The organism is Pseudoalteromonas arabiensis (assembly GCF_001550155.1).
GTDB lineage: Bacteria > Pseudomonadota > Gammaproteobacteria > Enterobacterales > Alteromonadaceae > Pseudoalteromonas > Pseudoalteromonas arabiensis.
Window position 1 is genome coordinate 112,355 of the sequence record NZ_LRUF01000025.1, and the last position, 24,579, is coordinate 136,933.

Consider the following 24,579-nt stretch of genomic DNA (forward strand, 5'->3'; position numbering starts at 1 on the left):
GCTATCAACGAGGTTTTATTGCCTCAAAATAGACCACTTAATTAAGCGAATTGGTATAAAAAGATATATTTTTAGCGCACACATGTAAGCTAAAAGCTATTGCAGAGGCACTTTTCACGTTATAATGCGCGCTGATTTACCCGAGGAGAATCCGTTTGTTAGCTGTTTTTCGTATTATTATCATGGCTTTATTTATCGTGTTTAGCTGCCTTTTTGGCTTAGTCTTATGCATCATTAAGCCATTTCATACCAATAACGTACATATTATTTCTGGCTGGTTTAGCAAAGTGGCTAACTTGCTGGGAGTAAAACTTGAATTACGTTACCATGCGGATGCAAAAACAGTTGGCCCTGCAGTGTATGTGGCTAATCATCAGAATAACTACGATTTATTTACCTTGCCTGCAATGGTGCCTGAAAATTGTGTGAGTCTTGGAAAGAAAAGCCTGAAATGGATCCCATTCTTTGGGCAGCTATATTGGTTATCAGGTAATATTTTAATTGATCGCGCTAATCGTTCAAAAGCCGCAGGCACGATTTCAAAATCAGCCGAAAAAATTAAGCAAAAAGGTTTGTCGGTTTGGATGTTCCCTGAGGGCACGCGAAGCTATGGGCGTGGCTTGTTACCTTTTAAAACAGGGGCTTTTCATACAGCAATGAGTGCTGATGTACCTGTTGTGCCAGTTTGCATGAGCACAACGCATAAAACTATTAAGCTAAATCGCTGGGATAATGGTACAATTTACCTCGAAATGTTAGCGCCAATTTATCTTGATAAAGACGTATCTGCTCGTGATCATGCATCGCATGTTCATCAGATTATGGCTGCTAAAATAACTGAATTAGATGCTCAAGTGAGAAATAAATAATGGAAAATTGGCGCGAAATTACTGAAGACATCGTTACTTCATTACTTGAAGATGGCTCAGATCCTGAAGTACTGTACGAAGTAGAACACCACTTTGTTAGCGAAAATTTTGAACAGTTAGAGCAAGCCGCTTTAGCTGCTTTTAAACTCGGTTACGATGTTGAAGAGCCTGCTGAACTTGAGCTAGAGGATGGCGAAAAAGTATGGAGCTTTGATGTAGTCGTTGAGTGTGAGCTTGACGTCGAAGCCATTATGGAAGATGTCGATAAGCTTGAAGCGCTCGCTCAACAATCGAACGTTGAATACGATGGTTGGGGAACTTACTTTCAAGAGTAATTTTGTAGGCGTGAAATTTATTTTGTGCGCGATTTAAAGTCGCGCCTATGATCTGAAGCCTTTTTATCTCACACTAATTTCGTATTTACCCTCCTTGCTATAGACATTTTTAACCAATTGGCGATAATAAAAAACTCGATGTTTTTATAAACTAAGCTCACATATGCTTGTAACCTTACCCATTGCCGAACTAGTACCAGGGATGTTTGTTGACAGTGTCAGTAAGCAGCACGAGCACATTAATAGCGTTAAAATTAAAACCCGTGGATTAGTTAGAGATAGAAGTATTATTCAACGTCTGGTGTCTGAAGGTGTTGAAGAACTCCTCATTGACTTCACTCAAAGTGATGTTGCGCTTCCGGCTAAATACCAGCCCAAACCCGTAGAAAAACCCAAGCCAAAAAAAGAAAAAAAAGTTGCTGAAAAAGGCATATCGGTCGAACAAGAGTTCGTGAAAGCGAGTGTTAACTACGAACAGCATAGTCGTAAGTTGCAAGTTTTATATTCAGATATCACATCAGGTTTGAAAATGAATATGACACTGCTTGATGAAGTCGTGGTTGATATCGTTAGTTCTGTATTTCGTAATCACAACGCCATGACGATTCTTACTCGTCTTAGAGACAAGCATATTTATAACTGGCGACATATGATCAATACGGCCATTCTGGTGAGTGTATTCGCTAAATATCTTGGGTATAAAGAGCAAACTGTTAAAGAATTGGCAATGGGGGCGCTACTGCACGATATTGGGCAAGCTAAAATGCCACAGGGCGTGCTGTCTAAGCCAAGTCAGCTTAATGACAATGAAATGCAGGTTGTGAAAAAACACGTTGCACAGAGTCTAGGCTTAGTTAAAGGTGAAAAGGGCATTACACCGTTAATGCTTGATATGATTGTTAATCATCATGAACGATTAGACGGAAGTGGTTACCCTAGGGGCATTACAGCCGAAAAGCTAAGTCGTCCTGCCAGAATAATGGCAATTGTCGATGTTTATGATGCAATAACTGCTGATAGACCTCACCAAATGGGAGAGGAGCCAATTTCGGCACTGCGTTATTTATTAGCGAATAAACAGTTATTTGACTCAGAACTCGTACAGCGATTTATAAAGTGTTTGGGTGTGCATCCTGTCGGATCAATTGTGAAGTTAAACAATGAACGCTTAGCGTTAGTCATGGAAGGCAACCAGGACAACCCGATAAAGCCAAAAGTGAAAATCTTTTATAATGCGAAGCACAAACACCACATTACAGCGAAAGATGTTCACTTAAGTGAAGAGCATGAGCTAAAAATAATATCGAGTATTAAGCCCCTTGATTATCAACTTAATTTGGCTCGTTTGTTAAAAGAGCATCTTCTTGTTTAGACTTTACACAGCGCTTTTTAGCGTTTCGTTTTGCAGAAATAAATGCACCACTAAAACAACTCGTCATTAATACTAGCCACAGCAATGTGCCTTTCTCTACGTGCAGTGCCACACAGCATAACACCAGCGATAATACTGAGCTGAACATGGCACCTAACCAGTAGTGGTTAACAGGGTTATCACAGTCACCGGCCTTAGTGCATGCGCAATAATTTGCCTTACAGAAATAGTGCACGCTTAAACCACATAGAATTAATGCTGCGATTATCAATGCAATAACCATCACTTTTGCCCAAATAATTTCAATTGCGTTTAGTTTAAGGGGCATAAAACAACATGTCAATCTAAATGATAATTACTATCGTTTGGTGTTTTTGTAACTAGACATCGGACGAGTTTTAAAAAGTTGTTATCTTGTTGTTAAAATGTGGTTTTTTTACCTCTTTCTAACGAAAAGTTACAGTTTTTTGATCTTAATTAAGGTAATGTTCGAAAGTTTGTAATTATTAGAATAATACATCTAATACCAACGCACAGCATTGACCTTTATGCTTAAATTATAGGTTGCCTCTGTGTTTGTTGGGTTAGCTAACATACAAGTTTGCAAGAGGACACAGATTATGAAATTCACTAGAACATTGATTGCAGCATCACTTGCTGTTGTTTCTGCTGACAGCTTTGCTGCAGCTTTCCAATTAGCAGAACAAAACGTATCAGGCTTAGGCCGTGCCTATGCTGGTGAAGCAGCGGTTGCTGATGATGCGTCAGTAGTAGCGCGTAACCCTGCGCTTATGTCTTTATTTAAAACTAAGCAAATCTCAGTTGCGGGTATTGCTGTTATTCCTGATGTAAGTTTAGAAGGTGAATCTGCTGCATATGGTTTAGATGAGAATGTACTTGATGATAGTAGCATTGCTCCTTCTGCATTTATCCCAGCAGGTTACTTCACAATGCCATTAAACGACAAAGTATCGTTAGGTTTTGGTGCATTTTCTAACTTCGGTCTTTCAACTGAATTTAATGATAACTACGCGGCAGGCTCAATTGCTGGTGAAACTGAAATCGTTACAGTTAACATGAATGCAAGTGCATCATATAAGTTCAACGAACAGTTCAGCTTAGGCCTTGGCTTAAACTATGTATATGCCGATGCGAAAGTAGTGCGTAATGCAGGTGTTAATCCACTTGGTGTACCAGTAGAGACTGAAATTGTTCACCTTGAAGGCGATGATTACGGCTTTGGTTGGAACATTGGTGCCATGTATCAGTTAGACGAAAACAACCGTTTTGGTTTTAACTACCGTAGCGAAACAGACATCGACTTTGAAGGTGAGTACGCAAATGGCTTACCTGCTGCATTTGGTGGCACTGCGGGGGTTAAAGTACCAGGCGCACTTGAGTTAACGCTTCCAGCTATTGCTGAGTTTTCTGGTTCACACCAGTTAGATAAAAAACTAGGCGTACACTACAGCATTCAATGGACGGGTTGGGATAGCTTCCAAAAATTAGAAGCCTATGTACCAGGTAACGAAGCACCAGTATTTAGAAAAGAAGAGAATTTCTCTGATGCAATGCGTTACTCTATCGGTACTGACTATCAGTACAGCGATGCATTACTTCTTCGTGCCGGTATTGCTTACGATGAGTCACCAGTTGATCAATCTCACTTATCAATCTCTATTCCTGATACAGATCGTTTCTGGTTCTCATTTGGTGGTAACTACGCATTTAGTGAAAACTCAAACGTTGACTTAGGTGTGAGTATCCTTCGCGGTAAAACACAGAACTTTACAGAAGAAGATAGCTTTGCAAAAGCATTAGGCCAAGAAGTATCATGGGACTTTGAATCGAAAGGTCATGCAGTGCTCATTGGTGCTCAGTATAACTACACGTTTTAATAGTGACGCGACGTAAAGTCGCTGCTACAGAGCATTAAAAAGCCGCGCTATAACATTGTTATAGCGCGGCTTTTTTGTAAGCGCGAATAAATCGCGCTTTATATATACTTTTATAGACTTTCGATTTTCGCTTTTTGCGCTAATAGTTTGTCTTTTGCATCTGTAAACTCAGCCAGTTTAGCATGCTCTTTAGCAAGCACAGCTTCTGGTGCGTTGTTTACAAACTTCTCGTTAGCCAACTTGTTTTGAACCTGTGCTAAGCCTTTTTCTGCTTTTTCAAGCTGCTTCGCGATACGAGCTAATTCAGCTTCAACATCGATTAAGCCTGCCATTGGGATCATGATCTCAAGGTTACCAACATACGATGTTGCACACGCTGGCGCATCGTCTTTGTTATCAAGTAAGGTAAATTCTTCAAGCTTAGCAAGCGACGCTAAGAAGGCTTCGTTTTCAGTTAAACGTCGCTTGTCCTCATCAGACGCATTTGCAAGTAACACAGATAGTGGCTTACTTGGGCTGATATCCATTTCACCACGGATGTTACGGATCGCAAGAATGAATTGTTTAACCCATTCAAGGTCGTCCATCGCTTGACTATCAACATTTGCTTCATCGTATACAGGGAAGCCTTGTACCATGATGCTGGTGTTGGCTGTTTCGATGCCCGCAAGCGGTGCAACACGTTGCCAAATCGTTTCTGTGATATAAGGCATCATTGGGTGCATTAAGCGTAGTAAGCTTTCTAGTACTGTGATCAAGGTATGACGCGTACCACGTTGCTGTGCTTCGTTACCTTTAAACAATACTGGTTTAGTAAGTTCTAAGTACCAGTCACAAAATTGGTTCCAAGTGAACTCATAAATGGTGTTTGCTGCTAGGTCAAAACGGTAGTTTTCTAGGTGCTCAGTATAGGTTTTAACGGTTGCTTCAAATTGGCCTAAAATCCAACGATCAGCGAGTGAGTACTGTTTTTCAGCATCTGTATTGAAGCCACAATCTTGTTCTTCTGTGTTCATTAATACGTAACGGCTGGCGTTCCATAGTTTGTTACAGAAGTTACGGTAACCTTCAAGGCGGTTCATATCCCAATTGATATCACGACCCGTTGACGCCATTGCCGCAAGGGTGAAACGCAGTGCATCTGTACCGTGTGCTTCGATGCCGTTTTCGAATGTTTTACGCGTGTTCTTCTCAATCTTCTTCGCTAGTTGTGGCTGCATCATGTTACCAGTGCGCTTTTCAACTAGGCTCTCAAGGTCGATACCGTCAATCATGTCGATAGGATCAAGTACGTTACCTTTCGATTTAGACATCTTATCGCCATTTTCATCGCGGATAAGGCCAGTTACGTAAACGGTTTTGAATGGTACTTGTGGCTTGCCGTTATCATCTTTGATGAAGTGCATGGTCATCATGATCATACGTGCAACCCAGAAGAAGATGATGTCGAAACCTGTTACCAATACATCAGACGGGTGGAAAGTTTTTAAATCATCAGTGTTTGCAGGCCAGCCTTGCGTTGAGAAAGTCCAAAGCGCAGATGAGAACCAGGTATCTAAAACGTCTTCGTCTTGCTTAAGTGCAACATCATCAGCAAGGTTATTATCGCGGCGTACTTCAGCTTCGTCACGACCAACGTATACGTTACCTTCGTTGTCGTACCAAGCAGGGATGCGGTGACCCCACCAAAGCTGACGTGAAATACACCAATCTTGTACGTCGTTCATCCACGAGAAGTACATGTTCTCGTATTGTTGAGGTACAAATTTAATGTCGCCATTTTTAACCGCTTCTTTCGCAGGTTCTGCTAGAGGTGCTACGCGCACGTACCACTGATCAGTAAGAAGAGGCTCAATCACTACGCCAGAACGGTCACCGTAAGGTACAGTTAGGCTGTGATCTTCGATTTTTTCTAGTAGGCCAAGTTCTTCAAATTCGCTCACAATCGCTTTACGTGCATCAAAGCGGTCAAGGCCGTGTAGACGCTCAGGAATTGGCGCATCTAATTTAAGCTCTTTACCGTCGAATGTGTAGCTTTCACCTTCGCTTAATACCGCAGCATCTTTATTGAAGATGTTGATCATAGGTAGTTGATGACGTTTACCCACTTCGTTATCGTTAAAGTCATGGGCAGGCGTGATTTTCACACAACCCGTGCCTTTTTCCATGTCTGCATGTTCATCAGCAACAATTGGAATGCGACGGTTAACGATAGGGAGTAAAATGTCTTTACCGATCAGGTCTTGGTAACGTTTATCATCAGGGTTAACTGCAACACCTGTATCACCTAGCATTGTTTCAGGACGTGTTGTGGCAACAATGATGTAGTCTTTGCCCTCTTTGGTTTTTACGCCATCAGCAAGTGGGTAACGTAAGTTCCACATGTGACCTTGTTTGTCTTTGTTTTCAACTTCAAGATCAGAAATCGCCGTGTGAAGTTTAGGGTCCCAGTTAACTAGGCGCTTACCACGGTAGATTAAATCTTCTTTGTGAAGACGTACGAATACTTCTTTAACCGCTTCAGAAAGACCTTCATCCATGGTGAAACGCTCACGGTCCCAATCTACTGACGCACCTAAGCGACGTAATTGTTTGGTGATAGTGCCACCAGAGTGGTTTTTCCACTTCCATATTTTTTCGATAAATGCATCACGGCCTAAGTCGTGACGTGTTTTACCTTCTTCAGCTGCAAGCTTACGCTCAACCAGCATTTGCGTTGCGATACCCGCGTGATCAGTACCTACTTGCCATAAAGTGTTATTACCTTGCATACGCTTTAAGCGTGTTAGCGTATCCATAATGGTATCTTGGAACGCATGGCCCATGTGTAAGCTACCTGTGACGTTTGGTGGCGGAATCATGATTGAGTAAGCGTCACCTTGGCCAGACGGTTTAAAGTAGCCTTTTTCTTCCCAGTCTTGATATAAAGACTGTTCAATATCTTGCGGATTGTAGGTTTTATCCATTACACAGAACCTTAAATAAATGCTTAAATGTCAATTTCTTGCGTTGCAATATGGGCGCCCAGTTGGCGAAGCTTTTTAAACCGCTCACGGGCGGCTTGTTTAGCGTTAGGCTCAACGGGGACAAAATCAAAAACCTGCTGAAAACGGCGAATAAAATCCGGTAGGTGTTCAGCTAAGTTGATTAATATTTTTCTGTTGCCGACAGGTGGAGTCATACCAATTTCAACCGGAGCGCCCCCTTTGGGGCCTTCACCTTGTAGGTTGTGTGGTATAAAGCTATCTGGCTCAAATGACCAGATGATGTCGTCGATTGTGTGGGCCGTGTCAGTGTTATCGGCGTAAATAAATACGCGATGACCAAGACGATACTGATCTGCTGCTATTTTTGCGGCAAGATCAAAACATGCTTTATCAGCTTGCTGGCTGTTACCATCTTGTTTTAGAACGTAAAATTGTGCGTTCATGCTCATTGTGACTTTCGTCCCCACAGATACACAGATCAAAGCAGAGATTTTGACATAGAACGCGTGTTGCTTCAATTAATAAGGCGCCATTTGGCGCCTTATTTAGGGTTAGTTTTAAGCTTGCGGTAAGGCTTAATCGTGACTCGCTTCGCTCACACCTGCGCGGTTTAGTAAATACTGAGTTAACATAGGCACTGGACGACCCGTTGCACCTTTGTTTTTACCACCACTGCGCCATGCTGTACCAGCGATATCTAAATGCGCCCAATTGTATTTTTTGGTGAATTTAGATAAGAAGCATGCTGCCGTAATTGTTCCTGCTGCGCGGCCACCTAAGTTGGTGAAATCTGCAAATGGGCTTTCAAGTTGCTCTTGATAGTCATCCCAAAGCGGTAGCTGCCATGCACGATCGCCACTTTGCTCAGACGCTTTAAGTAGGTCATGAGCAAGTGGGTTATGGTTTGAGAGTAAACCCGTTGCATGTGAACCCAGCGCAATAATACACGCGCCAGTTAGTGTTGCTACGTCAACTACGGTATCTGGTTCAAAGCGCTCAACATAAGTGAGCGCATCACACAGTACTAAACGACCTTCGGCATCGGTATTTAACACTTCAACAGTTTGACCCGACATGGTTGTTAAAATATCACCTGGGCGATAAGCGTTTGAGCCTGGCATATTTTCACACCCCGCTAAAACACCGACAACGTTAATAGGTAACTGCATTTGCACTAATGCGCGCATCGTACCAATAACACCCGCTGCACCACCCATATCGTATTTCATTTCATCCATGGCTTCGCCTGGCTTGATTGAAATACCGCCTGAGTCAAAGGTTAAGCCCTTACCCACTAACACGATTGGCGCTTGATCTTTGTCGCCACCTTGATAGTTGATCACCGACATAACCGATTCATTCGCGCTGCCACGGCCAACTGCTAGGTATGAATTCATGCCCAGCTCTGCCATTTTTTCTTCGCCGATAATATCAACCGTTACATTATCGAAGTTATCAGCAATTTCTTGTGCTTGTTCACCTAAATACGCTGGATTACAGATATTTGGTGGCATATTGGCAACGTCTTTACATAATTTGCTACCCGCAGCGATGGCTAGGCCATGCTCAATGGCACTTTCGCCAATCGTTAACTCGCGACGTGTTGGTACGTTAAAAACGATTTTACGTAGTGGGCGACGAGGGTCGCTTTTTTTACTTTTCAGTTGATTGAAGGTGTATAAGCAGTCTTGTGTTGTCTCAACTGCTTGGCGCACTTTCCAATAGGTGTCACGACTTTTAACATGTTGCTCTGTTAAAAAGCATACCGCTTCCATCGAACCGGTTTCGTTTAGTGTATTAATTGTTTTAGAGATGATCTGTTTATATTGCTTGTCATCTAACTCACGTTCTTTACCACAGCCAACCAGCAATACACGCTCGCTCAGTACATTAGGTACATGATGTAGTAATAATACTTGCCCTGGCTTTCCTTCAAGATCACCGCGGCGAAGTAAGTTAGAGATATAACCATCGCTAATTTTATCTAGCTGCTCACCAATGGGGGATAAACGACGTGGCTCATAAACGCCAACTACAATACATGCGCTACGTTGCTTTTCTGGACTACCACTTTTTACGCTAAATTCCATTGTCACTCCTAGTGTTGAGTCATTTAACCTTAAAAAATAAGGGCAAGAAATTCATTTTTTAGTCCTTTCTTACATTTTTTAGTTTATTAATACTAATATTAGCTCATAAACTATGACTCTATTTACGTGTTTTTGAACTTTATCTTATTGTGAATATCAATATCACATAATTGAGGCCATCTGTACCATTTATGCAAGATTATATGTTCTTGCTAGGTATGATATTTCACTATGATGGCATATAATAAAGTGAGTAAAATAACTAGTTTACTCAAAATTTCTTACTATTCCAGTGAAACACGATGTTTAACAGGGGCGAGCATTGCTAATTTTTCGTTATTTGACCACTGAAGTCTTAAAGTCGCAGGTCGCCGTATTTCTAACTTTGATGACCATTTTTGTGTCACAAAAGTTTGTTGTTATTTTAGGGGATGCCTCCGAAGGGGGACTTCCTGCAAAACTTGTACTATCCATGATCGCGCTAAAGCTCCCTCAGCTTGCCTCGCTTATTCTACCTCTTAGTATTTTCTTGGGGATTATATTAGCCTATAGCCGCATTTATGCTGACAGTGAAATGACCGTGCTTAAGGCGTGTGGAGTGAGTGAGTGGTATGTGGTACGTGTAACACTTATTTCAAGCGTGGTTCTTGCCATATTAGCGGGTGTACTAACCTTATATGTCGCTCCGTGGGCAAGCGAACAAGAATACCAGTTAAAAGAGCAGGCAAAAGCGGATGCCGGTTTATCAGCTCTAAGGGCTGGACGTTTTCAACAAACGGGTAACGAAAAAGCAGTCGTGTTTATTCATAATATTGAAAACAGCGGGAAAGAGTTACATAAAGTGTTTGTTGCCCAGCTGCCTGAGCGTGAAAAAGGTGATTTAGCACGTTTAGTTTATGCAGAGCGTGGTGTTGTTATTGAGCAAGAAAATGGTGAACAACAGCTGGTACTTAATGATGGTAAGCGCTATGAAACAGATGGCGAGTCAGCTGCTTTAAACCTAACAGAGTTTGATGGTTACAGTGTGCAAATTCAAGATCAAGAAATTGAGCACCAACGCCGTAAGCTAGAAGCGGTTCCTACTTTTGATTTATTTAAAATGAAAACCTCCGAGGCAATAGCGCAATGGCAATGGCGCCTAGCGATCCCTCTTTCGATCCCATTGTTAACCCTATTGGCAGTGCCTTTAAGTGTTGTTAATCCGCGCCAAGGTAAATTTGCTAAACTAGTGCCTGCGATCAGCTTATATTTGGGTTACTTCATTTTATTAAATGCGGCTAAGTTTGCAGTTGAAGATGGCAAAATCCCTCCTTCAATAGGTCTTTGGTGGATTCATTTATCAGCATTATTCATAGGTGGATTATTGATTATTAAAGGTCGCCCGCTAGGCGCTTGGTTAAAGGCTGTTGTGACTAAGCGGGAGTTAAGCGCATGATGAAAACACTCGATTGGTACTTGGGCCGCAGCATTATTCAAACAACAGGTTTTGCATTAATGGTGCTGGTTGGTATCAGTACGTTAATAAAGTTTATTGAGCAGCTTAAATCGGTTGGTCGTGGTAGTTACGATATTGCGACTGCACTTATCTACACCTTGTATAGCATGCCGGGTGATTTAGTTATATTTTTTCCAATGGCTGCGCTCATTGGTGGTTTAACAGGACTGGGTGCACTGGCATCAAATAGTGAGTTAGTTGTTATGCAGGCCGCGGGAATGTCGCGCTTGCAAATTATTGCTTCTGTAATGAAAACCGCAATGTTCATGGCTATTTGTATGATGGCCCTAGGTGAGTGGGGTGCGCCAGAAGCGCAGTTAAAAGCCAAAGAGATACGTAACCATGCTATTTACGGTGGTGATGTATTTAGTGCTCAGCAAGGTGTATGGGCAAAAGATGGTAGCAATTTTATTAATATAGAAGACGTTGATCAGCAAGGTATTTTACGTGGTGTTCATATGTATCACTTCGATAAATCTTTGCAATTAACGCAAATCACTAAAGCTGAAGAAGCCGTTAACCGTCAAGATGGTTGGCTACTTCGCGATGTAAATAAAGTGAAGATCACGCCAGAAAAAATCACCACAGAACAGCAAGATGAAGAGTTTTATGACTCACAGCTGACGGCCGAAAAGTTGGGGGTAGTATCTGTAAAACCAGAGTCACTTTCATTTACAGGGCTTTGGTCTTATTTAAGTTATTTACAACAAAATGAGCAAGACACGAGTACATATGAGCTTGCGTTGTGGCGTAAGTTTATGCAGCCGATATCTATCGCAGTGATGTTATTAGTGGCTTTATCGTTTATTTTTGGCCCGCTACGCACAGTAACTATGGGCGCACGCATCATCATGGGTGTTATAACGGGGATTACTTTTCACCTAACAAACGAAATTTTTGGCCCTGTTGTCATGGTTTATCAAATACCTGCCGTAATAGGCGCTGTGTTGCCAAGTATCTTGTTTATTGGTTTTGCAACCTATTTATTGAACAAACGAGTGTAACACTCAGCACAAAAAAAGCGTGGTTTTGAAGCCACGCTTTTTTGTGCTTGTATGTAGCTTAATCTAATGAGCGATAAATGCGCTTGTTTTCTTCTTTTGTAAGCGTGATCACTTCTGTTTTAGCTACATAATCTTGCAGTGCCCGCTTATTTTTAAAATCAATTAATACCACTAAATTACCCAACCCCAGTAGTGCGCTAATTGCTCTAAGAGCGCCCTGAGACCAGCTTATTAGATTACCATCGAGTGTTTGTACTTTTAAACGCCATGCGCGCATACCAATCGTTTGACCACTTTTAGCCCAAAAATAGCTAAAGAAAGCGACGCTCACTAATACCAATAAAGCGCTGCGAATCCCATAAAGAAGCGGTGAGTTTTGAATATAAGCTGAGACATCTTCTGCATCTCCAATAGTTAATATGTCTAGCGAAATTAAAGCTTGAATAGCAAGTAGATAAAGCACAGTTGTCAGCATCGCAAAAGCAATGACAACTAATGTATCGTAGATTAAAGAAGCAAAACGGCGCCAAAAACCGGCACGTGGAAACTCAGCTGACATAGACAATCTCATCCAATTAAATTGCTCAGTAGTTTAGCAAAGTACTCACTAAACAAGAAATACTTAGCGATTGTTTAGTAATTCGACAAGCAGGTCTGACCTGCTATAGTTGAGAAAATAATAAAAAGAGCACACACAATGTCTATTTCAAAAAGTGAAACTCATCATGTTTTTAATCAGCCTCAACCATTAGAAAACTATAATGTTTATCAAGCCGATGATGTTTTGAAATATTGGCAAAAGCAATTTTCAGGTCAGTGGGGAACTGCGCATTTAGCGGCCTTTGGGGAGCAAGTGGGTGGTGCACTACTGCAAGCTGGATTCTTAGCAAACAAGCACTTACCTGAATTAACGACTCACAGTCGGTTTGGCGAACGCATAGATCAAGTTGATTATCACCCGAGTTACCACCAATTAATGCAGCATGCTATTGAACAAGGGCATTGCGCTTTGCCTTGGCAACAAAAAAAGCCTGGCAGTCATGTAGTAAGAGCTGTAATGGCGGTGCTGCACAATCATGCAGATCCAGGCTCAGGTTGCCCCCTCACCATGACATTTGCCAGTGTGCCAGCAATTGCCAGCCAAGCCAATGTGGCACAAAAGTGGCTGCCAAAAATACTTTCAAAGCATTACGATGGCGGCAATAAACCTTGGTTTGAAAAACAAGGGGTTACCATTGGTATGGCAATGACCGAAAAACAAGGTGGTTCTGATGTGCGTGCAAATACTACAAAAGCTGCACCATTAACGACTGCAGGAGCAGGTGAGCTTTATAGCTTAGAGGGACATAAGTGGTTTTGCTCAGCGCCTATGAGTGACGCATTCTTAGTGCTTGCAAATACGGATGAAAAACAACTCTCATGCTTTTTAGTACCTAGGTGGCTCGAAAATGGCGAAAAAAATGCCATGTATATTCAGCGCTTAAAAAATAAGTTAGGTAATCAATCGAACGCCAGTTCAGAAATAGAGTTCAGGGGTGCGCATGGTTGGCTTTTAGGTGAACCGGGGCGAGGTATTGCTACTATTATTCAAATGGTAGCACTCACTCGTTACGATTGTATGTTAGGCTCGAGCTCGTTAATGCTTCAAGCTGTAAAAGAAGCGATATGGCATACTGCAGGGCGAAGTGTATTTGGTAAAAATTTACACCAACAACCTCTGATGTTAAATGTACTGGCTGATTTAGCAATCGAGGCTGAAGCTGCTTTGGCAATCTCTATGCGTATAGCTCATGCCCTTGATAATCAAAATGATAACAGCGAAGTATTATTGGTTCGAAGTGCCACCGCGATTGGCAAATATTGGATTTGCAAGCGTGCTATTCAACATACCTATGAGGCGATGGAGTGTATTGGGGGCGTGGGTTATGTGCAGGATAATGTCACTAGTCGTCTTTATAAAGAAGCACCGGTTAACTCTATTTGGGAAGGTTCAGGTAATGTACAGTGCTTAGACTTATTACGCGTTTTCAAGCGTGAACCTGAGTCGTTAAAAGCACTTATAAATGAACTTGAGAAAGCGCGAGCACTTAACGAGGAGTTTGCGATTAAACTTGATGAATTAAAGCTTATGCTCAATGAAGCTAAACACATGGAAATGCATGCTCGGCGTATAATGGAGCACCTAGCACAGCTTTGGCAAGCCGCAACCTTGCTACAGTTCGGCGAGCCAATTATCGCTGATGCGTTTGTTAAAAGCCGCTTAAAAGGAACAGGGTTTTCGCAGTATGGTTGTTTGAGCCATGAGATTGATTGTGAGGCTATCGTCCTGCGAATGATGCCAAAACATCAAAGTTAATCATTTGTATATTAATTGTTCGGTTGAAAGGGCGAGACGAATAAAACGCTTGCTGCCATACCCATTCTTTGTATAATGCTTGGCATAGAGACAAAGGCAGTAAATAAGTTTTTGCTCTAAAGTGGTTTTTCTTTATCTTCTCGTGTTTAGAAGGTGAAAGAAAAATGAAGCCAGTATGATGGAATTGGTAGACATGACGGATTCAAAATCCGTTGCCTTCGGGCGTGGCGGTTCAAGTCCGCCTACTGGTACCACTTTTATGACCTCAGCAGTTTTGCTGGGGTTTTTTTATGCCTGAAAAAGTAGCTTGCGGACTCAAGCGCCACGCGGGGCGAGGCACTAAAGCAAGTAAAAGTCCGCCTACTGGTACCACTTTTATGACCTCAGCAGTTTTGCTGGGGTTTTTTTATGCCTGAAAAAGTAGCTTGCGGACTCAAGCGCCACGCGGGGCGAGGCACTAAAGCAAGTAAAAGTCCGCCTACTGGTACCACTTTTGAATCCTAGCCAATTGGTTAGGGTTTTTTTATGCCTTTACAAAAGTATTACGGACTTAAGCGCCACGCGGGGCGAGGCACTAAAGCAAGTAAAAGTCCGTCTGCTTATACCACTTTTGAACCCTAGCCAATTGGTTAGGGTTTTTATGCCTGCAAGACACTATGGTGCAAGCCTATTTGTGCCTTTCAGATACCTTCAGAGCCTACCAGCTAATTATTTGAGCTCCTTTTGTTCTATTTATAAACGAATAAATGTAAACGGTGCTTGGTATTTAAATAACCTTAAAATAAGTGTGTTTATTTGTATGCAAAGTAATCGTTTTAGACTAGGGTAGCATGGTGTTTATACTCATCTTATATTACAATTTGCAGCCTGAAGTTTAAGTGAAGTCAATCACTTAGTGCACAAAGTCGATAGGGTGGCAAAGCGTGGGAGCATACGATTTAAAACGTATCGTAGAAAGTATATCTAACCTTAAAAGTGAGAACTTTTATAATGCAATATGCCTGTCACTGTCGGAAGTACTTGGTGCATCTCATGTTTTTTTAGCCCAAGTTGATGAATCGACAATGCATGCATCAACAATTGCATTGGCTGCGTATGACGAAATAGTGGATAACATTAGCTATGATATTCGCTGTACTCCATGTAATGATGTTATGTGTGGCGGCATCTCAAGCTACAGCTCAGGTGTGCAAGCACTGTTTCCAGATGATCGCCTACTTGCAGATATGGGAATTGAAGCCTATGTTGGTGTGCCATTACAAAGTCTATCAGGTAAAACCGACACGATTTTAGTGGCTCTTTTTCAGCATGAGATAGGTGATGCGCTTCAGGTTGAGTCCTTTTTCTCTTTATTCACAGGTTTAATTCAACGTGAAATAGATAAAGATCGCTTTATTGCTAAGTTAGATTTTGCAAATCAACTTATAGAACAAAGCCATGAAGCAATCTTTATTTGCAATAAAAATGTCGAGATCACTTACGTAAATACTGCCTTTACAAAAATGACAGGGTATCCCCCTGACGAAGTACTAGGGCAAAACCCGAAAATATTAAGCTCTAACCAACATGATCAGCATTTTTATCGCGCTATGTGGCATCAAATAGATAAAAAAGGTAAGTGGTCAGGGGAGATAACAAACAAAACGAAGCAGGGCACTCTTTACACTCAGTTTTTATCAATCACTCAAATGCAAACGAATGGTGAAATTTGTTATGTCGCATTTATTCTCGACATTACCGAGAAGAAAGAAGCTGAACAAAAAATCTATTTTCATGCTAACCATGATCAGTTAACCGGCCTAACAAATCGCTTCTATTTCAAAGAGCGTATATCCGAGTTAGTTTCTTCGCTGTCTTATCAAGATGAAGAGAGTACTAATTTAGCGGTTATTTATTTTGATGTAGATAAGTTTCAAGATATTAATACGGTTTATGGCTTGAGCTTTGGTGATAAGGTGTTGTGTCAGCTAGCCGAGCGATTGGAAAGCAGCTTTAAAGAATGTGCTTTTTCACGTATTGATGGTGATAGTTTTGCCGTACTGCAAACTTATCAGCAAGTAAGTGAGTTAGAGCTTGTATGCAAGCAGGTTTCAGCCTTGTTAGTGGAGCCTTTTTTAATCGGTGGGATTAGCCAACAAGTTTCGGTGACGCTGGGAGTGAGTACATATCAGCAAGCAAAATCAATATCATCACAAGACAGAGTTGAAAAAATCGCTCGCCGGTTAGTGAGGCAGGCAGAGTTGGCCACGTTAAACGCCAAGCAAGTTGGTGCGCCGTTCTTGCACTTTTGCAAGGAAATGGATGATAAAGTAAAAAAGCACAACTTACTGGTGGAGCAATTAACTCAAGCTGTTAAGAATGATGAGTTAGAAGTCCACTTTCAACCTATTATCGATGTTCAAAGCAACACGGTTGCAAAGTTTGAAAGTCTAGTTCGCTGGCGCAATCATGGGCAGTGGGTATCACCCGCCGTGTTTATCCCATTAGCTGAAGAGTCTCGTGTGATCATTGAGTTGGGTGAGCTTGTTCTTCGAAAAACGTGCCAACAAATAAAATACCTAGAAGCACAAGGCTATAATCAATTTGTATTCAACGTAAATCGCTCGTTGTTTGAGTTTACTGAGTTTAATCCGCACCGTAACGCATGGCTTGAGATCATTACTGAACAGAACGTCAATCCGTCACAAATTTCTTTTGAATTAACTGAAAGCGTGCTTGCTCCAGAAAACACAAACCACCTTGAAGTATTAACTCAGCTTAAATCTGCTGGCTGTTTAATCTCTTTGGATGACTTTGGGACAGGTTACTCGTCGTTGAGTTATTTACGTCGTTTTCCTGTTGATGTGTTAAAGCTTGATAAATCATTCATTGACGAAATACATACTAACTCAGGTGATGAAGCATTGGTTAAGTCGATAATACAAATGAGCCAAGTACTTGGTATTAAAGTGGTTGCTGAAGGTGTTGAATTGCAACAACAGTTGGCAGTTTTGAAAGAGGCAGGGTGTGACTTTATTCAAGGTTATTATTTTTCAAAGCCTCTTCCAGGCGATGAAATACAAGCATTTTTAACACAATTAGCTAGAGAGCATTGATGATTCGCGGTATGATTTTGCCATTACGAAAAGAGCACATTGATGTATGTCAAAATTAACCGCAAAGCAAAACATTCAAGCGATTGTTGCTGCTATAAAAGTTGAAGAGCAGCAACTTAGAGCACGGTATCCAGTGTTGCAAAAGCAAAATGGCATTGCGCTAGGTATTTTATTTTTATCATTATCTGCTCTAGTTGGTGTTGCGCTACTTTATTATTACGCATTCATCCCCGCTTGGTTATGCATTATTTTAGCTGCTTTTATCACCTCAATATCCCATGAACTTGAGCACGATCTCATTCACAAGCAATACTTTAGCAAACAGCCGCTTATACATAATTTTATGATGTTAACAGTGTGGCTAATGCGCCCAAATACAGTAAATCCTTGGTATCGGCGTAAAATTCACTTACACCATCACAAAGTTTCAGGAACCGAGCAAGATTTAGAAGAGCGTCTTGTTGGCAATGGTATCAAAAACCCCTTTTTAAGAGCGGTTGTGATCAGTGACGGGCTACTTGGTTTGCTAATTAATAGTCAACGCTTTAGTAAAGAAATTAGAGGCTTTAAGTTTTTTCGAGTATTTAATGCTGGGTTTCCGATCGCGACAGCATACTTTGCTATTTTATATGGTTTGGTTGGTTATTATTGTGTGCAGTTTTTTAGCCCTTTTGCCTTACCAACATGGGGCGCTCACTTGCTTGCTGGTGCTGAATTTCTCATGGTTGTTCTTATATTGCCAAATATCATTCGCTCGATATCACTTAACCTTGTTACCTCTTCTATGCATTACTATGGTGGAGTTAATAATGTACTTGAGCAAACACATGTTATAAGTAGCCGTTGGTTTTTACCATTTCAATTGTTTTGCTTTGACTTTGGGCGCACTCACACTATTCATCATTTTGTGCCCAATCAACCCTTTTATATTCGCCAGTTAATTAGTAAAAAAATACGTCCTGTTATGAAACAGTACGGAGTACGCTTTAATGATTTAAATAGCATCAAGCTGGCTAATCGATACCCAGTAAATAAAGAGGGAGTTTAATATGCACATAACCGGTCGTTGTCATTGCGGTGAAGTTACATACCGTGCTGAAGTTGATGAAAATAAAGTGATAAACTGTCACTGCACTGACTGTCAAATTATCTCGGGTGCGCCTTTTCGTACTGTGGTTGTCTCTAAACCTGATGCGGTGACTTTCACCGCAGCTGCACCAAAAGAATATATAAAAATTGCTGAAAGTGGCAATCAGCGAGCACAAGGGTTTTGTGCTAACTGTGGTACGGCCTTGTACGCTACTTCCGTGGGCGAAGGCGAACGTGTTTATGGCTTACGACTCGGTGCAGTAGAGCAAGCTGATGAGCTTATTCCAAAAGCCCATATTTGGTATCGCTCACACAAGCCTTGGCTAGATAACCTTAGTAATATAAGCGCCTTTAAAACCACACCTAAATAGCTGCGGTTTCATTTTTACTGTTGGCCGATAGTGATATTTCGGCCACTTAAGTAACCAAACAAAGCACACAGCAGGCTTGATGCAATACATAGCCAAAGTGCGCCGGCCCAACTATTAAAGTAGCTATGTAGCGCGCCTGCAACAATAGGCCCTGTTGCTGCTAATAAATAACCGATACATTGTGCCATCCCAGAGAGTGCCGCTGCTTGTAGTGCATTATGTGTACGCAAGCTGACAAACGATAAACCCAAAATAAAACAGGCACCTGAACAAAAGCCTAAAGTAATAGACCAAAGCAAGGCAAAGCTAGGTGCAGTGAGTAACCCGAGTGAGCAAAGTGCGCCTAATAGGGCAAGGCTTAGCGTAAGGACGCGTTGATCTTTTAACTTTGCAAGTAATGGAATAAGTACAACACCTGGCAGCGCAGAAGCGGCTTGGAAAGCCCCTTGTAGTGCGCCTGCATGTTGCGCACTATGGCCACCTTCAACCAAAATACTCGGTAACCAGCCAAGCATGATATAAGTGAAAAACGAGTTAAAGCCGAGTAAAAGCGTTATCTGCCATGCCAATGATGAATGCCAGACTCTATTTTGTGTCGCGTTCGATATTGATGTTTCTTTGGGCATGGTGTGCTGTCTAAGTTGCGGTAACCAAGCTAGCACAGCAAGTAAAACTAACAGCGCGTAACTTGCCAGTGCTATCTGCCAGCCTAGTTCTTTATACTCTGCAAGTGGAATGATAAGTGTTGAGTAGCTGCCCCCAAATATGCCCATTGCCAACACGTAGCTTGATGTCATCACTGCAACTTTATGCGGAAAGTCACGTTTAATCAGGCTTGGCAACAAAACATTACCAATTGCAATACCGACCCCAATGACTGCAGTGCCTATAAACAAAATATTGGCAGAATCTACGATGCGTGACATCACGCCTGCGCCTATCAAGAGCAGGGCAATAAACAACGACAGCTCAAGGCCACATTTTTTTGCAAGCCCAGCAGCCATCGGAGAAGCAATCGCAAAGGCGATGAGTGGTAATGTAGTCAGCATACCCGCTTGAGAAGCCGTTAAGTGAAACTGCTCAATAATTTGTTCGAGTACGGGAGCAATGCCAGTAATCGGCGCGCGTAGGCAAGCCGCAATCAGAAAAATGCCTAGTACTAATAGCGCTTTGTTAATTAGGTTTTGAGAGGATGACACGCTGTTCAGTCGATTAGGTAAAAGTTATTACTATCATACCTAATTACTAAACAGCGTGTGCCAACTATGAGACAGCTAACAAAATAATGCGGTTACTTAAAACTGGTAACTTGCTGATAACATTGCATTGCGTGGCCGACCTGGAAAGTAACGGTCGCCGCTAAAGGTTGTGTAGTCAGCGCGCTCTGCATAATGCTCATCAGTAAGGTTATTAATTCGCGCAGTCACCGTAAGCTTAGGAGTGAGTTGCCATGCGGCTCTTAAATTAACAAGAGAGTGGCCTTCATAGCTGTGCTGGTTTTCGGGGTCTGTAAAGTAGCTGCTAGTGGTATGCAGCTCAAGCCCAATATGTGTCATGTCGTTTGCTTGCCAAAGTAGCTGCAAGTTTGCGATGTTACGTGGTGCGGTATCAATAAGATTGCCATTGATATTAATCCCGCCGAGCACTTGATTGTAACTGTAAGTATGCTTGGCATGGCTCGCGGCAAACTGCATCGATAGGCTTGATGTGATGGCATAGGCAAGCTCAAGCTCAATTCCACGATGTTGAGTTTGACCATCATTGACATAATAAAAATCACTGTCGCGGAAAATTGTGTTCTTTTTGTTCATAGCGTAAATGCTAAATACATAATGCAGCTTTGCTTGTTGGCCTTTTAAACCAAGCTCTAAGTTTTTAGCTATTTCAGACTTAAGATCTGCCACATTTTGTTCGCGTTGCAACTGATAAAGCTCTGCCGCTTGCGGAGCTCGGTAACCTTCAGAAGCATTGGCGTAGAAAAACTGGTTATCAGCATATTGATAGCTTAAGCCAAGCTTCGGCGAAAAGTTAGTAAAGCGATTAACACCACTTGCAGGGCGAGAGTAGCGACACCCGCCCATTGTGCACTTTGTTCCGTCTTCTTTAGTGCGTCCAGCGAGCATGTGATTTTGATAATCATAGCGCATACGTTCGTATCTACCGCCAAGGCTAATGAGTAAGTCATTCAATTGCCAGTCAAGGTTAATGAAGGGCGCCAATAAGGTACTTGTTACTTGATAATCGTAATGTTTTCCTTGAGGGACTGTAGCAACTAAGAATGCTGAGCCTTTAGTTGGGCTATCTTGATATTGTAAAAAATCAGCATCAGTAAGCTCACCATCAAAACCCATAGTTAAATGACTTGAATCACTTAACTTATGTTGCCAACTTGATTGCAAACCAACACCTTGCTGGGCATTTTCTTCAAGCGGTGTACCTGGTAAAAAGTGTTTAAAAAAGGTCATGCTTTGGTCACGAATATAAGGTGTAAACGTAAAGGTATTATTCTCATCCCTAGACCAATTTATTTTTGACCATATACGTAAAGAACGTGCTTTACGAAAGGCATCAGGGTTTGGGTTTGATTGCGCCATATCCTCATCCTTATAGCTTTCAAAGCCCTCAATATAACCTGCTGTGTGTTGATCTAAGTGGGTGTACGTCAAGCCACTATTAACTGTTAAGTTTGCACCATCGAAACGGTGGCGTAATGATATTTTTTCTTGGTCAACCCCTTCGTCATCTCGATAGCCGGTATCGCGAGTAATACTGGCATTGATGCCAAAACCTTGTTGACCAAAATCATGGCCAGAACCTAGTTTATAACGAGTGTAGCCAAACGAGCCGTAATCAAAACCAAATCGGTTATGATCGTAGGTCGAATCAGGAGTGATCACGTTGATCACCCCATGCACTGCATTTGAGCCATAAAGTGCAGAACCTGGGCCTTTTAATACCTCAATACGCTCGGCCATTTCTGTGTGTGCTTCAAATAACTCGTTAATGTTACAAAAGCCTGCAGCACGCAGCGGTATGCCATCTTCAGCCGTAAGTAAGCCACCGCATGCACCGGCACCAGAAAAAACAGGCGAACGTAAAGCGGGTAAATACTCTTGGCCATTGCCGTGTTGAAGATTTGCACCAGCAACTTGCTTAAGGGCTTGTTCAATATGGGTTGGCGCAATGAGTGCTAATTGCTGTTTTGAAATATTACTCACAACAACGGGCAGAGGATCGGCAAGCACTTCTGTGCGAGAGGCAGTTGTCGTAATATGCTCAAGTTCAGTTGTCGCTGCATATGACTGTAAACTTAAAAGTTGTAAGCCAGTGAGTGCTGGGAGGAGTAATAATTTCATGAACGCCTTTAGGTTAATTACAACAAAAAATAGAGGGTAACTGCTTTTTGAAGTAGGTAAAAGTATTCGAGGTCAATGGCTTTACTTAAGTAATCTTCCTGCGATTGGCATGAAAGAGGTATTTGATTCAAAAAGAGCAATAATAAGTATCAGAGCGCACTTTAAGTTTAAAGAAGTGTAAATGTTGGTTTTTTAACTTTTTGATATGTAAGTAATAAGGTTTTTTAATTGTAATCCTTCATCTATGATTCAGTCGCAAACGTTAGGCTTTTGTAACAAGAGCAAACGTAGAGGGTCTCTATTATGAACAAAATAATTACTATCTCTTTAGCTGTGTTAGGTTTGAGTTTAATACCTGCAGAAGCAAGTGCTAGGCATGATCGTGATCATGATAGATATGAGCACAAACACGAACGTAAAAAGCATCATAAACATAAAAAACACTATAAATATAAAAAACATCATAAGCATCATGAACATTACGATAAATATGATCGCTATAGTTATCGTGACTTACCGCCAGGTCTTTATAAGAAAGTAGGGCATGGTGGTCGTTTACCGCCGGGTTGGTATAAACGCTACCATCATGGTGATATTTTAGACCGTGATATTTATCGTCATGGGCGAGTAATCAAACGCCGTAATAGAAATGGCATCATTGCGATAGAAATTGACGATCGCCTTATTCATCTTGTTCACGATACGCGTGAAATTCTATCCATTGTTTCGCGCTACCGTTAATCATGTTTAAAGCCGCTCACTTCACTCATGCGGCTTTATTTATGAAATTTCACTGCGTGTTCAGCATTCATTGCTAGGCTTAAAAAGGTTTACTAAAAGGAGCATTCATATGAGAACGCTATTAATGGTTTTTGCTGTGGGCTTAGCTGTTATCGCCACTGGTGTGCAGGCTAAAGACAAGAATAAAGAGAAAAATAAGGGAAAGAGCTTACCACCAGGCTTGGAAAAGAAAGTTGCTAGCGGTGGAGAACTCCCACCAGGCTGGCAGAAAAAATACCGTAAAGGAGATATCCTAGATCGTGATATTTATCGCCATGGTAAGGTCATTAAGTCTCGCGACAGAGATGGTCTTATTTCTATCCAAGTGGATGGGACAGTGGTACGCTTAGTTGAAGATACGCGAGAAATCATTTCTATTTTGAGCAGATAACTAAACGTGGGAGCAATATGATTTATGTTTTAACCGGTGTATTGACGCTATTACTTATCATCACCTTATTACCTATGTCATATTGCCAGCATTATTTGGTGCGTAGCTGTGACTTTGTTAGGTTACAAGTGTTTTACTTGGCAGGATTTTGTTGTGCGGTTTCAAGCTACCTTGCTGTATCCCAATGGTCGTTTCTAACACTTAGCTGTGTCATTTTAAGTATTATTATTTTATTACTGCAAGGAAAGTGGATTTACCCTTATACACCACTTGCTAAGCAAGAGGTGTTAGCCAGTTCCAAGGATGCTGAACACAGCATTCGTATTATGTCGGCTAATGTACTGATGTCGAATGATCGCTATGAAAAGCTCATTTCATTAGTTAATAAGCACCAACCCGATCTATTTATCACGCTCGAATCTGACATCACTTGGCAGCAGCAGTTAAAAGGACTTGAGGGCGATTACCCACACCGAATATATTGTCCTAAAGATAATCGCTACGGAATGCATCTATACAGTAAGTATAAAATAAAACGCTATCAAATTTGTGAGTTGATTGAAGATGATATTCCTTCAATTCATATTTTATTTGAAGACGCTGATGGCGTTGAAATGCAGGGGCACTTTATTCATCCTGCACCACCTAGTCCAACTGAAGAAGACAGCTCTCGCACGCGCGATACGGAACTTATTATTCTTGCTAAAGCACTGAAAAAGTTACGCCGTCCTTGCATTGTCGCCGGTGATTTAAATGATGTGGCATGGTCTCGTACAACACGATTATTTATGAAGATTTCTGGCTTTTTAGATCCACGTAAAGGTCGCGGTTTCTTTAATACTTTTCATGCTGAGTATTTCTTTATGCGCTGGCCGCTCGACCATTTATTTCACAGTAATGACTTTACGGTAAAACGCATTGAGCGGTTGGCTAAGTATGGCTCAGATCACTTTGCTTTACTTACTGAGCTGGTTTATAAGCCCAATGCGTGTAATCAAAAACAAACCGAGCAAATAGATGAAGATGTGGCAGTTGAGGAATTAAAAATGCCCAGTGCATCGAAGCACCAAGTTCCCATGTTCGATGATTAA

General features: G+C 41.6%; 20 protein-coding genes and 1 tRNA gene. 14 read left to right on the plus strand and 7 right to left on the minus strand.

Annotation, left to right across the window (positions count from 1 at the left end):
- Positions 1 to 155 precede the first annotated feature (155 nt).
- From PAARA_RS16725 to PAARA_RS16735, 3 genes are all read left to right on the plus strand, one after another.
- A complete protein-coding gene (locus PAARA_RS16725) occupies positions 156 to 869 on the plus strand; it encodes a 1-acylglycerol-3-phosphate O-acyltransferase (RefSeq protein WP_062570137.1) in 714 nt (237 codons plus the stop codon).
- Positions 869 to 1,204 carry a ribonuclease E inhibitor RraB gene (gene rraB / locus PAARA_RS16730; RefSeq protein WP_062570138.1) on the plus strand — a complete coding sequence of 112 codons (336 nt, stop codon included), beginning with the start codon at positions 869 to 871 and terminating at the stop codon, positions 1,202 to 1,204. Before PAARA_RS16725 ends, rraB begins: the two co-directional genes overlap by 1 nt.
- A 163-nt stretch (positions 1,205 to 1,367) precedes the next feature.
- The gene (locus tag PAARA_RS16735; RefSeq protein WP_062570139.1) at positions 1,368 to 2,576 is read left to right on the plus strand and encodes a cyclic di-GMP phosphodiesterase; all 1,209 of its coding nucleotides are present in this window, start codon (positions 1,368 to 1,370) and stop codon (positions 2,574 to 2,576) included.
- Here PAARA_RS16735 and PAARA_RS16740 read toward each other — a convergent pair.
- Positions 2,536 to 2,859 (minus strand): hypothetical protein, encoded by a 324-nt coding sequence (locus tag PAARA_RS16740; RefSeq protein WP_062570221.1) that lies wholly within the window; start codon positions 2,857 to 2,859, stop codon positions 2,536 to 2,538. The genes PAARA_RS16735 and PAARA_RS16740 overlap by 41 nt on opposite strands.
- Before the next feature lie 337 nt (positions 2,860 to 3,196).
- Between PAARA_RS16740 and PAARA_RS16745 the strand changes: the two genes are divergently transcribed.
- Complete coding sequence (locus PAARA_RS16745) at positions 3,197 to 4,474, plus strand: outer membrane protein transport protein (RefSeq protein ID WP_062570140.1); 1,278 nt, start codon at positions 3,197 to 3,199, stop codon at positions 4,472 to 4,474.
- A gap of 110 nt (positions 4,475 to 4,584) precedes the next feature.
- On the opposite strand, the gene PAARA_RS16750 is transcribed toward PAARA_RS16745, so the two are convergent.
- From PAARA_RS16750 to pepA, 3 genes are all read right to left on the minus strand, one after another.
- Positions 4,585 to 7,440 (minus strand): valine--tRNA ligase, encoded by a 2,856-nt coding sequence (locus tag PAARA_RS16750; protein ID WP_062570141.1) that lies wholly within the window; start codon positions 7,438 to 7,440, stop codon positions 4,585 to 4,587.
- A gap of 23 nt (positions 7,441 to 7,463) precedes the next feature.
- The gene (locus PAARA_RS16755) at positions 7,464 to 7,910 is read right to left on the minus strand and encodes a DNA polymerase III subunit chi (protein WP_062570142.1); all 447 of its coding nucleotides are present in this window, start codon (positions 7,908 to 7,910) and stop codon (positions 7,464 to 7,466) included.
- A 126-nt stretch (positions 7,911 to 8,036) separates the two neighbouring features.
- The gene (gene pepA / locus PAARA_RS16760; protein WP_062570143.1) at positions 8,037 to 9,551 is read right to left on the minus strand and encodes a leucyl aminopeptidase; all 1,515 of its coding nucleotides are present in this window, start codon (positions 9,549 to 9,551) and stop codon (positions 8,037 to 8,039) included.
- A 322-nt stretch (positions 9,552 to 9,873) separates the two neighbouring features.
- Between pepA and lptF the strand changes: the two genes are divergently transcribed.
- Positions 9,874 to 10,986: an LPS export ABC transporter permease LptF gene (gene lptF, locus PAARA_RS16765; protein WP_062570144.1), complete on the plus strand. Its 1,113-nt coding sequence runs from the start codon at positions 9,874 to 9,876 to the stop codon at positions 10,984 to 10,986.
- Entirely contained in the window at positions 10,983 to 12,050 is a 1,068-nt protein-coding gene (lptG, locus tag PAARA_RS16770; protein WP_062570145.1) for an LPS export ABC transporter permease LptG, read from the plus strand. The genes lptF and lptG overlap by 4 nt, the downstream gene beginning before the upstream one ends.
- 58 nt (positions 12,051 to 12,108) lie before the next feature.
- On the opposite strand, the gene PAARA_RS16775 is transcribed toward lptG, so the two are convergent.
- On the minus strand, positions 12,109 to 12,609 hold the full coding sequence (locus PAARA_RS16775; protein ID WP_062570146.1) for an RDD family protein: 501 nt from the start codon (positions 12,607 to 12,609) through the stop codon (positions 12,109 to 12,111).
- A 138-nt stretch (positions 12,610 to 12,747) separates the two neighbouring features.
- On the opposite strand from PAARA_RS16775, the gene PAARA_RS16780 reads away from it, so the two are divergent.
- The 5 genes from PAARA_RS16780 to PAARA_RS16800 all read left to right on the plus strand — a co-directional run bounded on the left by PAARA_RS16780 (position 12,748) and on the right by PAARA_RS16800 (position 18,961).
- Complete coding sequence (locus PAARA_RS16780) at positions 12,748 to 14,406, plus strand: acyl-CoA dehydrogenase family protein (protein WP_062570147.1); 1,659 nt, start codon at positions 12,748 to 12,750, stop codon at positions 14,404 to 14,406.
- Between the two features lie 169 nt (positions 14,407 to 14,575).
- Positions 14,576 to 14,660: transfer RNA gene (locus PAARA_RS16785), tRNA-Leu, on the plus strand.
- Between the two features lie 669 nt (positions 14,661 to 15,329).
- A complete protein-coding gene (locus tag PAARA_RS16790) occupies positions 15,330 to 17,501 on the plus strand; it encodes a putative bifunctional diguanylate cyclase/phosphodiesterase (RefSeq protein ID WP_062570148.1) in 2,172 nt (723 codons plus the stop codon).
- A gap of 46 nt (positions 17,502 to 17,547) precedes the next feature.
- On the plus strand, positions 17,548 to 18,549 hold the full coding sequence (locus PAARA_RS16795; RefSeq protein ID WP_062570149.1) for a fatty acid desaturase: 1,002 nt from the start codon (positions 17,548 to 17,550) through the stop codon (positions 18,547 to 18,549).
- A gap of 1 nt (position 18,550) precedes the next feature.
- Positions 18,551 to 18,961, plus strand: a complete 411-nt coding sequence (locus PAARA_RS16800; protein ID WP_062570150.1) for a GFA family protein — start codon at positions 18,551 to 18,553, stop codon at positions 18,959 to 18,961.
- A gap of 14 nt (positions 18,962 to 18,975) precedes the next feature.
- Here PAARA_RS16800 and PAARA_RS16805 read toward each other — a convergent pair whose 3' ends face one another.
- Positions 18,976 to 20,169 carry an MFS transporter gene (locus tag PAARA_RS16805; RefSeq protein ID WP_062570151.1) on the minus strand — a complete coding sequence of 398 codons (1,194 nt, stop codon included), beginning with the start codon at positions 20,167 to 20,169 and terminating at the stop codon, positions 18,976 to 18,978.
- An 87-nt stretch (positions 20,170 to 20,256) separates the two neighbouring features.
- Positions 20,257 to 22,317, minus strand: coding sequence for a TonB-dependent receptor (locus PAARA_RS16810; RefSeq protein ID WP_062570152.1), 2,061 nt, complete (start codon positions 22,315 to 22,317; stop codon positions 20,257 to 20,259).
- Positions 22,318 to 22,620: 303 nt separating this feature from the next.
- Between PAARA_RS16810 and PAARA_RS16815 the strand changes: the two genes are divergently transcribed.
- From PAARA_RS16815 to PAARA_RS16825, 3 genes are all read left to right on the plus strand, one after another.
- Entirely contained in the window at positions 22,621 to 23,058 is a 438-nt protein-coding gene (locus PAARA_RS16815) for a hypothetical protein (RefSeq protein ID WP_062570153.1), read from the plus strand.
- Positions 23,059 to 23,167: 109 nt separating this feature from the next.
- Complete coding sequence (locus PAARA_RS16820; protein WP_062570154.1) at positions 23,168 to 23,488, plus strand: hypothetical protein; 321 nt, start codon at positions 23,168 to 23,170, stop codon at positions 23,486 to 23,488.
- Positions 23,489 to 23,505: 17 nt separating this feature from the next.
- The gene (locus tag PAARA_RS16825; RefSeq protein WP_062570155.1) at positions 23,506 to 24,579 is read left to right on the plus strand and encodes an endonuclease/exonuclease/phosphatase family protein; all 1,074 of its coding nucleotides are present in this window, start codon (positions 23,506 to 23,508) and stop codon (positions 24,577 to 24,579) included.

What these genes read in the sequence shown, in the direction of transcription:
- rraB (WP_062570138.1), top strand. Translation starts at nt 869, where the DNA reads ATGGAAAATTGGCGCGAAATTACTGAAGACATCGTTACTTCATTACTT.
- PAARA_RS16735 (WP_062570139.1), top strand. Translation starts at nt 1,368, where the DNA reads ATGCTTGTAACCTTACCCATTGCCGAACTAGTACCAGGGATGTTTGTT.
- PAARA_RS16740 (WP_062570221.1), bottom strand. Translation starts at nt 2,859, where the DNA reads ATGGTTATTGCATTGATAATCGCAGCATTAATTCTATGTGGTTTAAGC.
- PAARA_RS16745 (WP_062570140.1), top strand. Translation starts at nt 3,197, where the DNA reads ATGAAATTCACTAGAACATTGATTGCAGCATCACTTGCTGTTGTTTCT.
- PAARA_RS16750 (WP_062570141.1), bottom strand. Translation starts at nt 7,440, where the DNA reads ATGGATAAAACCTACAATCCGCAAGATATTGAACAGTCTTTATATCAA.
- PAARA_RS16755 (WP_062570142.1), bottom strand. Translation starts at nt 7,910, where the DNA reads ATGAGCATGAACGCACAATTTTACGTTCTAAAACAAGATGGTAACAGC.
- pepA (WP_062570143.1), bottom strand. Translation starts at nt 9,551, where the DNA reads ATGGAATTTAGCGTAAAAAGTGGTAGTCCAGAAAAGCAACGTAGCGCA.
- lptG (WP_062570145.1), top strand. Translation starts at nt 10,983, where the DNA reads ATGATGAAAACACTCGATTGGTACTTGGGCCGCAGCATTATTCAAACA.
- PAARA_RS16775 (WP_062570146.1), bottom strand. Translation starts at nt 12,609, where the DNA reads ATGTCAGCTGAGTTTCCACGTGCCGGTTTTTGGCGCCGTTTTGCTTCT.
- PAARA_RS16780 (WP_062570147.1), top strand. Translation starts at nt 12,748, where the DNA reads ATGTCTATTTCAAAAAGTGAAACTCATCATGTTTTTAATCAGCCTCAA.
- PAARA_RS16795 (WP_062570149.1), top strand. Translation starts at nt 17,548, where the DNA reads ATGTCAAAATTAACCGCAAAGCAAAACATTCAAGCGATTGTTGCTGCT.
- PAARA_RS16800 (WP_062570150.1), top strand. Translation starts at nt 18,551, where the DNA reads ATGCACATAACCGGTCGTTGTCATTGCGGTGAAGTTACATACCGTGCT.
- PAARA_RS16810 (WP_062570152.1), bottom strand. Translation starts at nt 22,317, where the DNA reads ATGAAATTATTACTCCTCCCAGCACTCACTGGCTTACAACTTTTAAGT.
- PAARA_RS16815 (WP_062570153.1), top strand. Translation starts at nt 22,621, where the DNA reads ATGAACAAAATAATTACTATCTCTTTAGCTGTGTTAGGTTTGAGTTTA.
- PAARA_RS16820 (WP_062570154.1), top strand. Translation starts at nt 23,168, where the DNA reads ATGAGAACGCTATTAATGGTTTTTGCTGTGGGCTTAGCTGTTATCGCC.
- PAARA_RS16825 (WP_062570155.1), top strand. Translation starts at nt 23,506, where the DNA reads ATGATTTATGTTTTAACCGGTGTATTGACGCTATTACTTATCATCACC.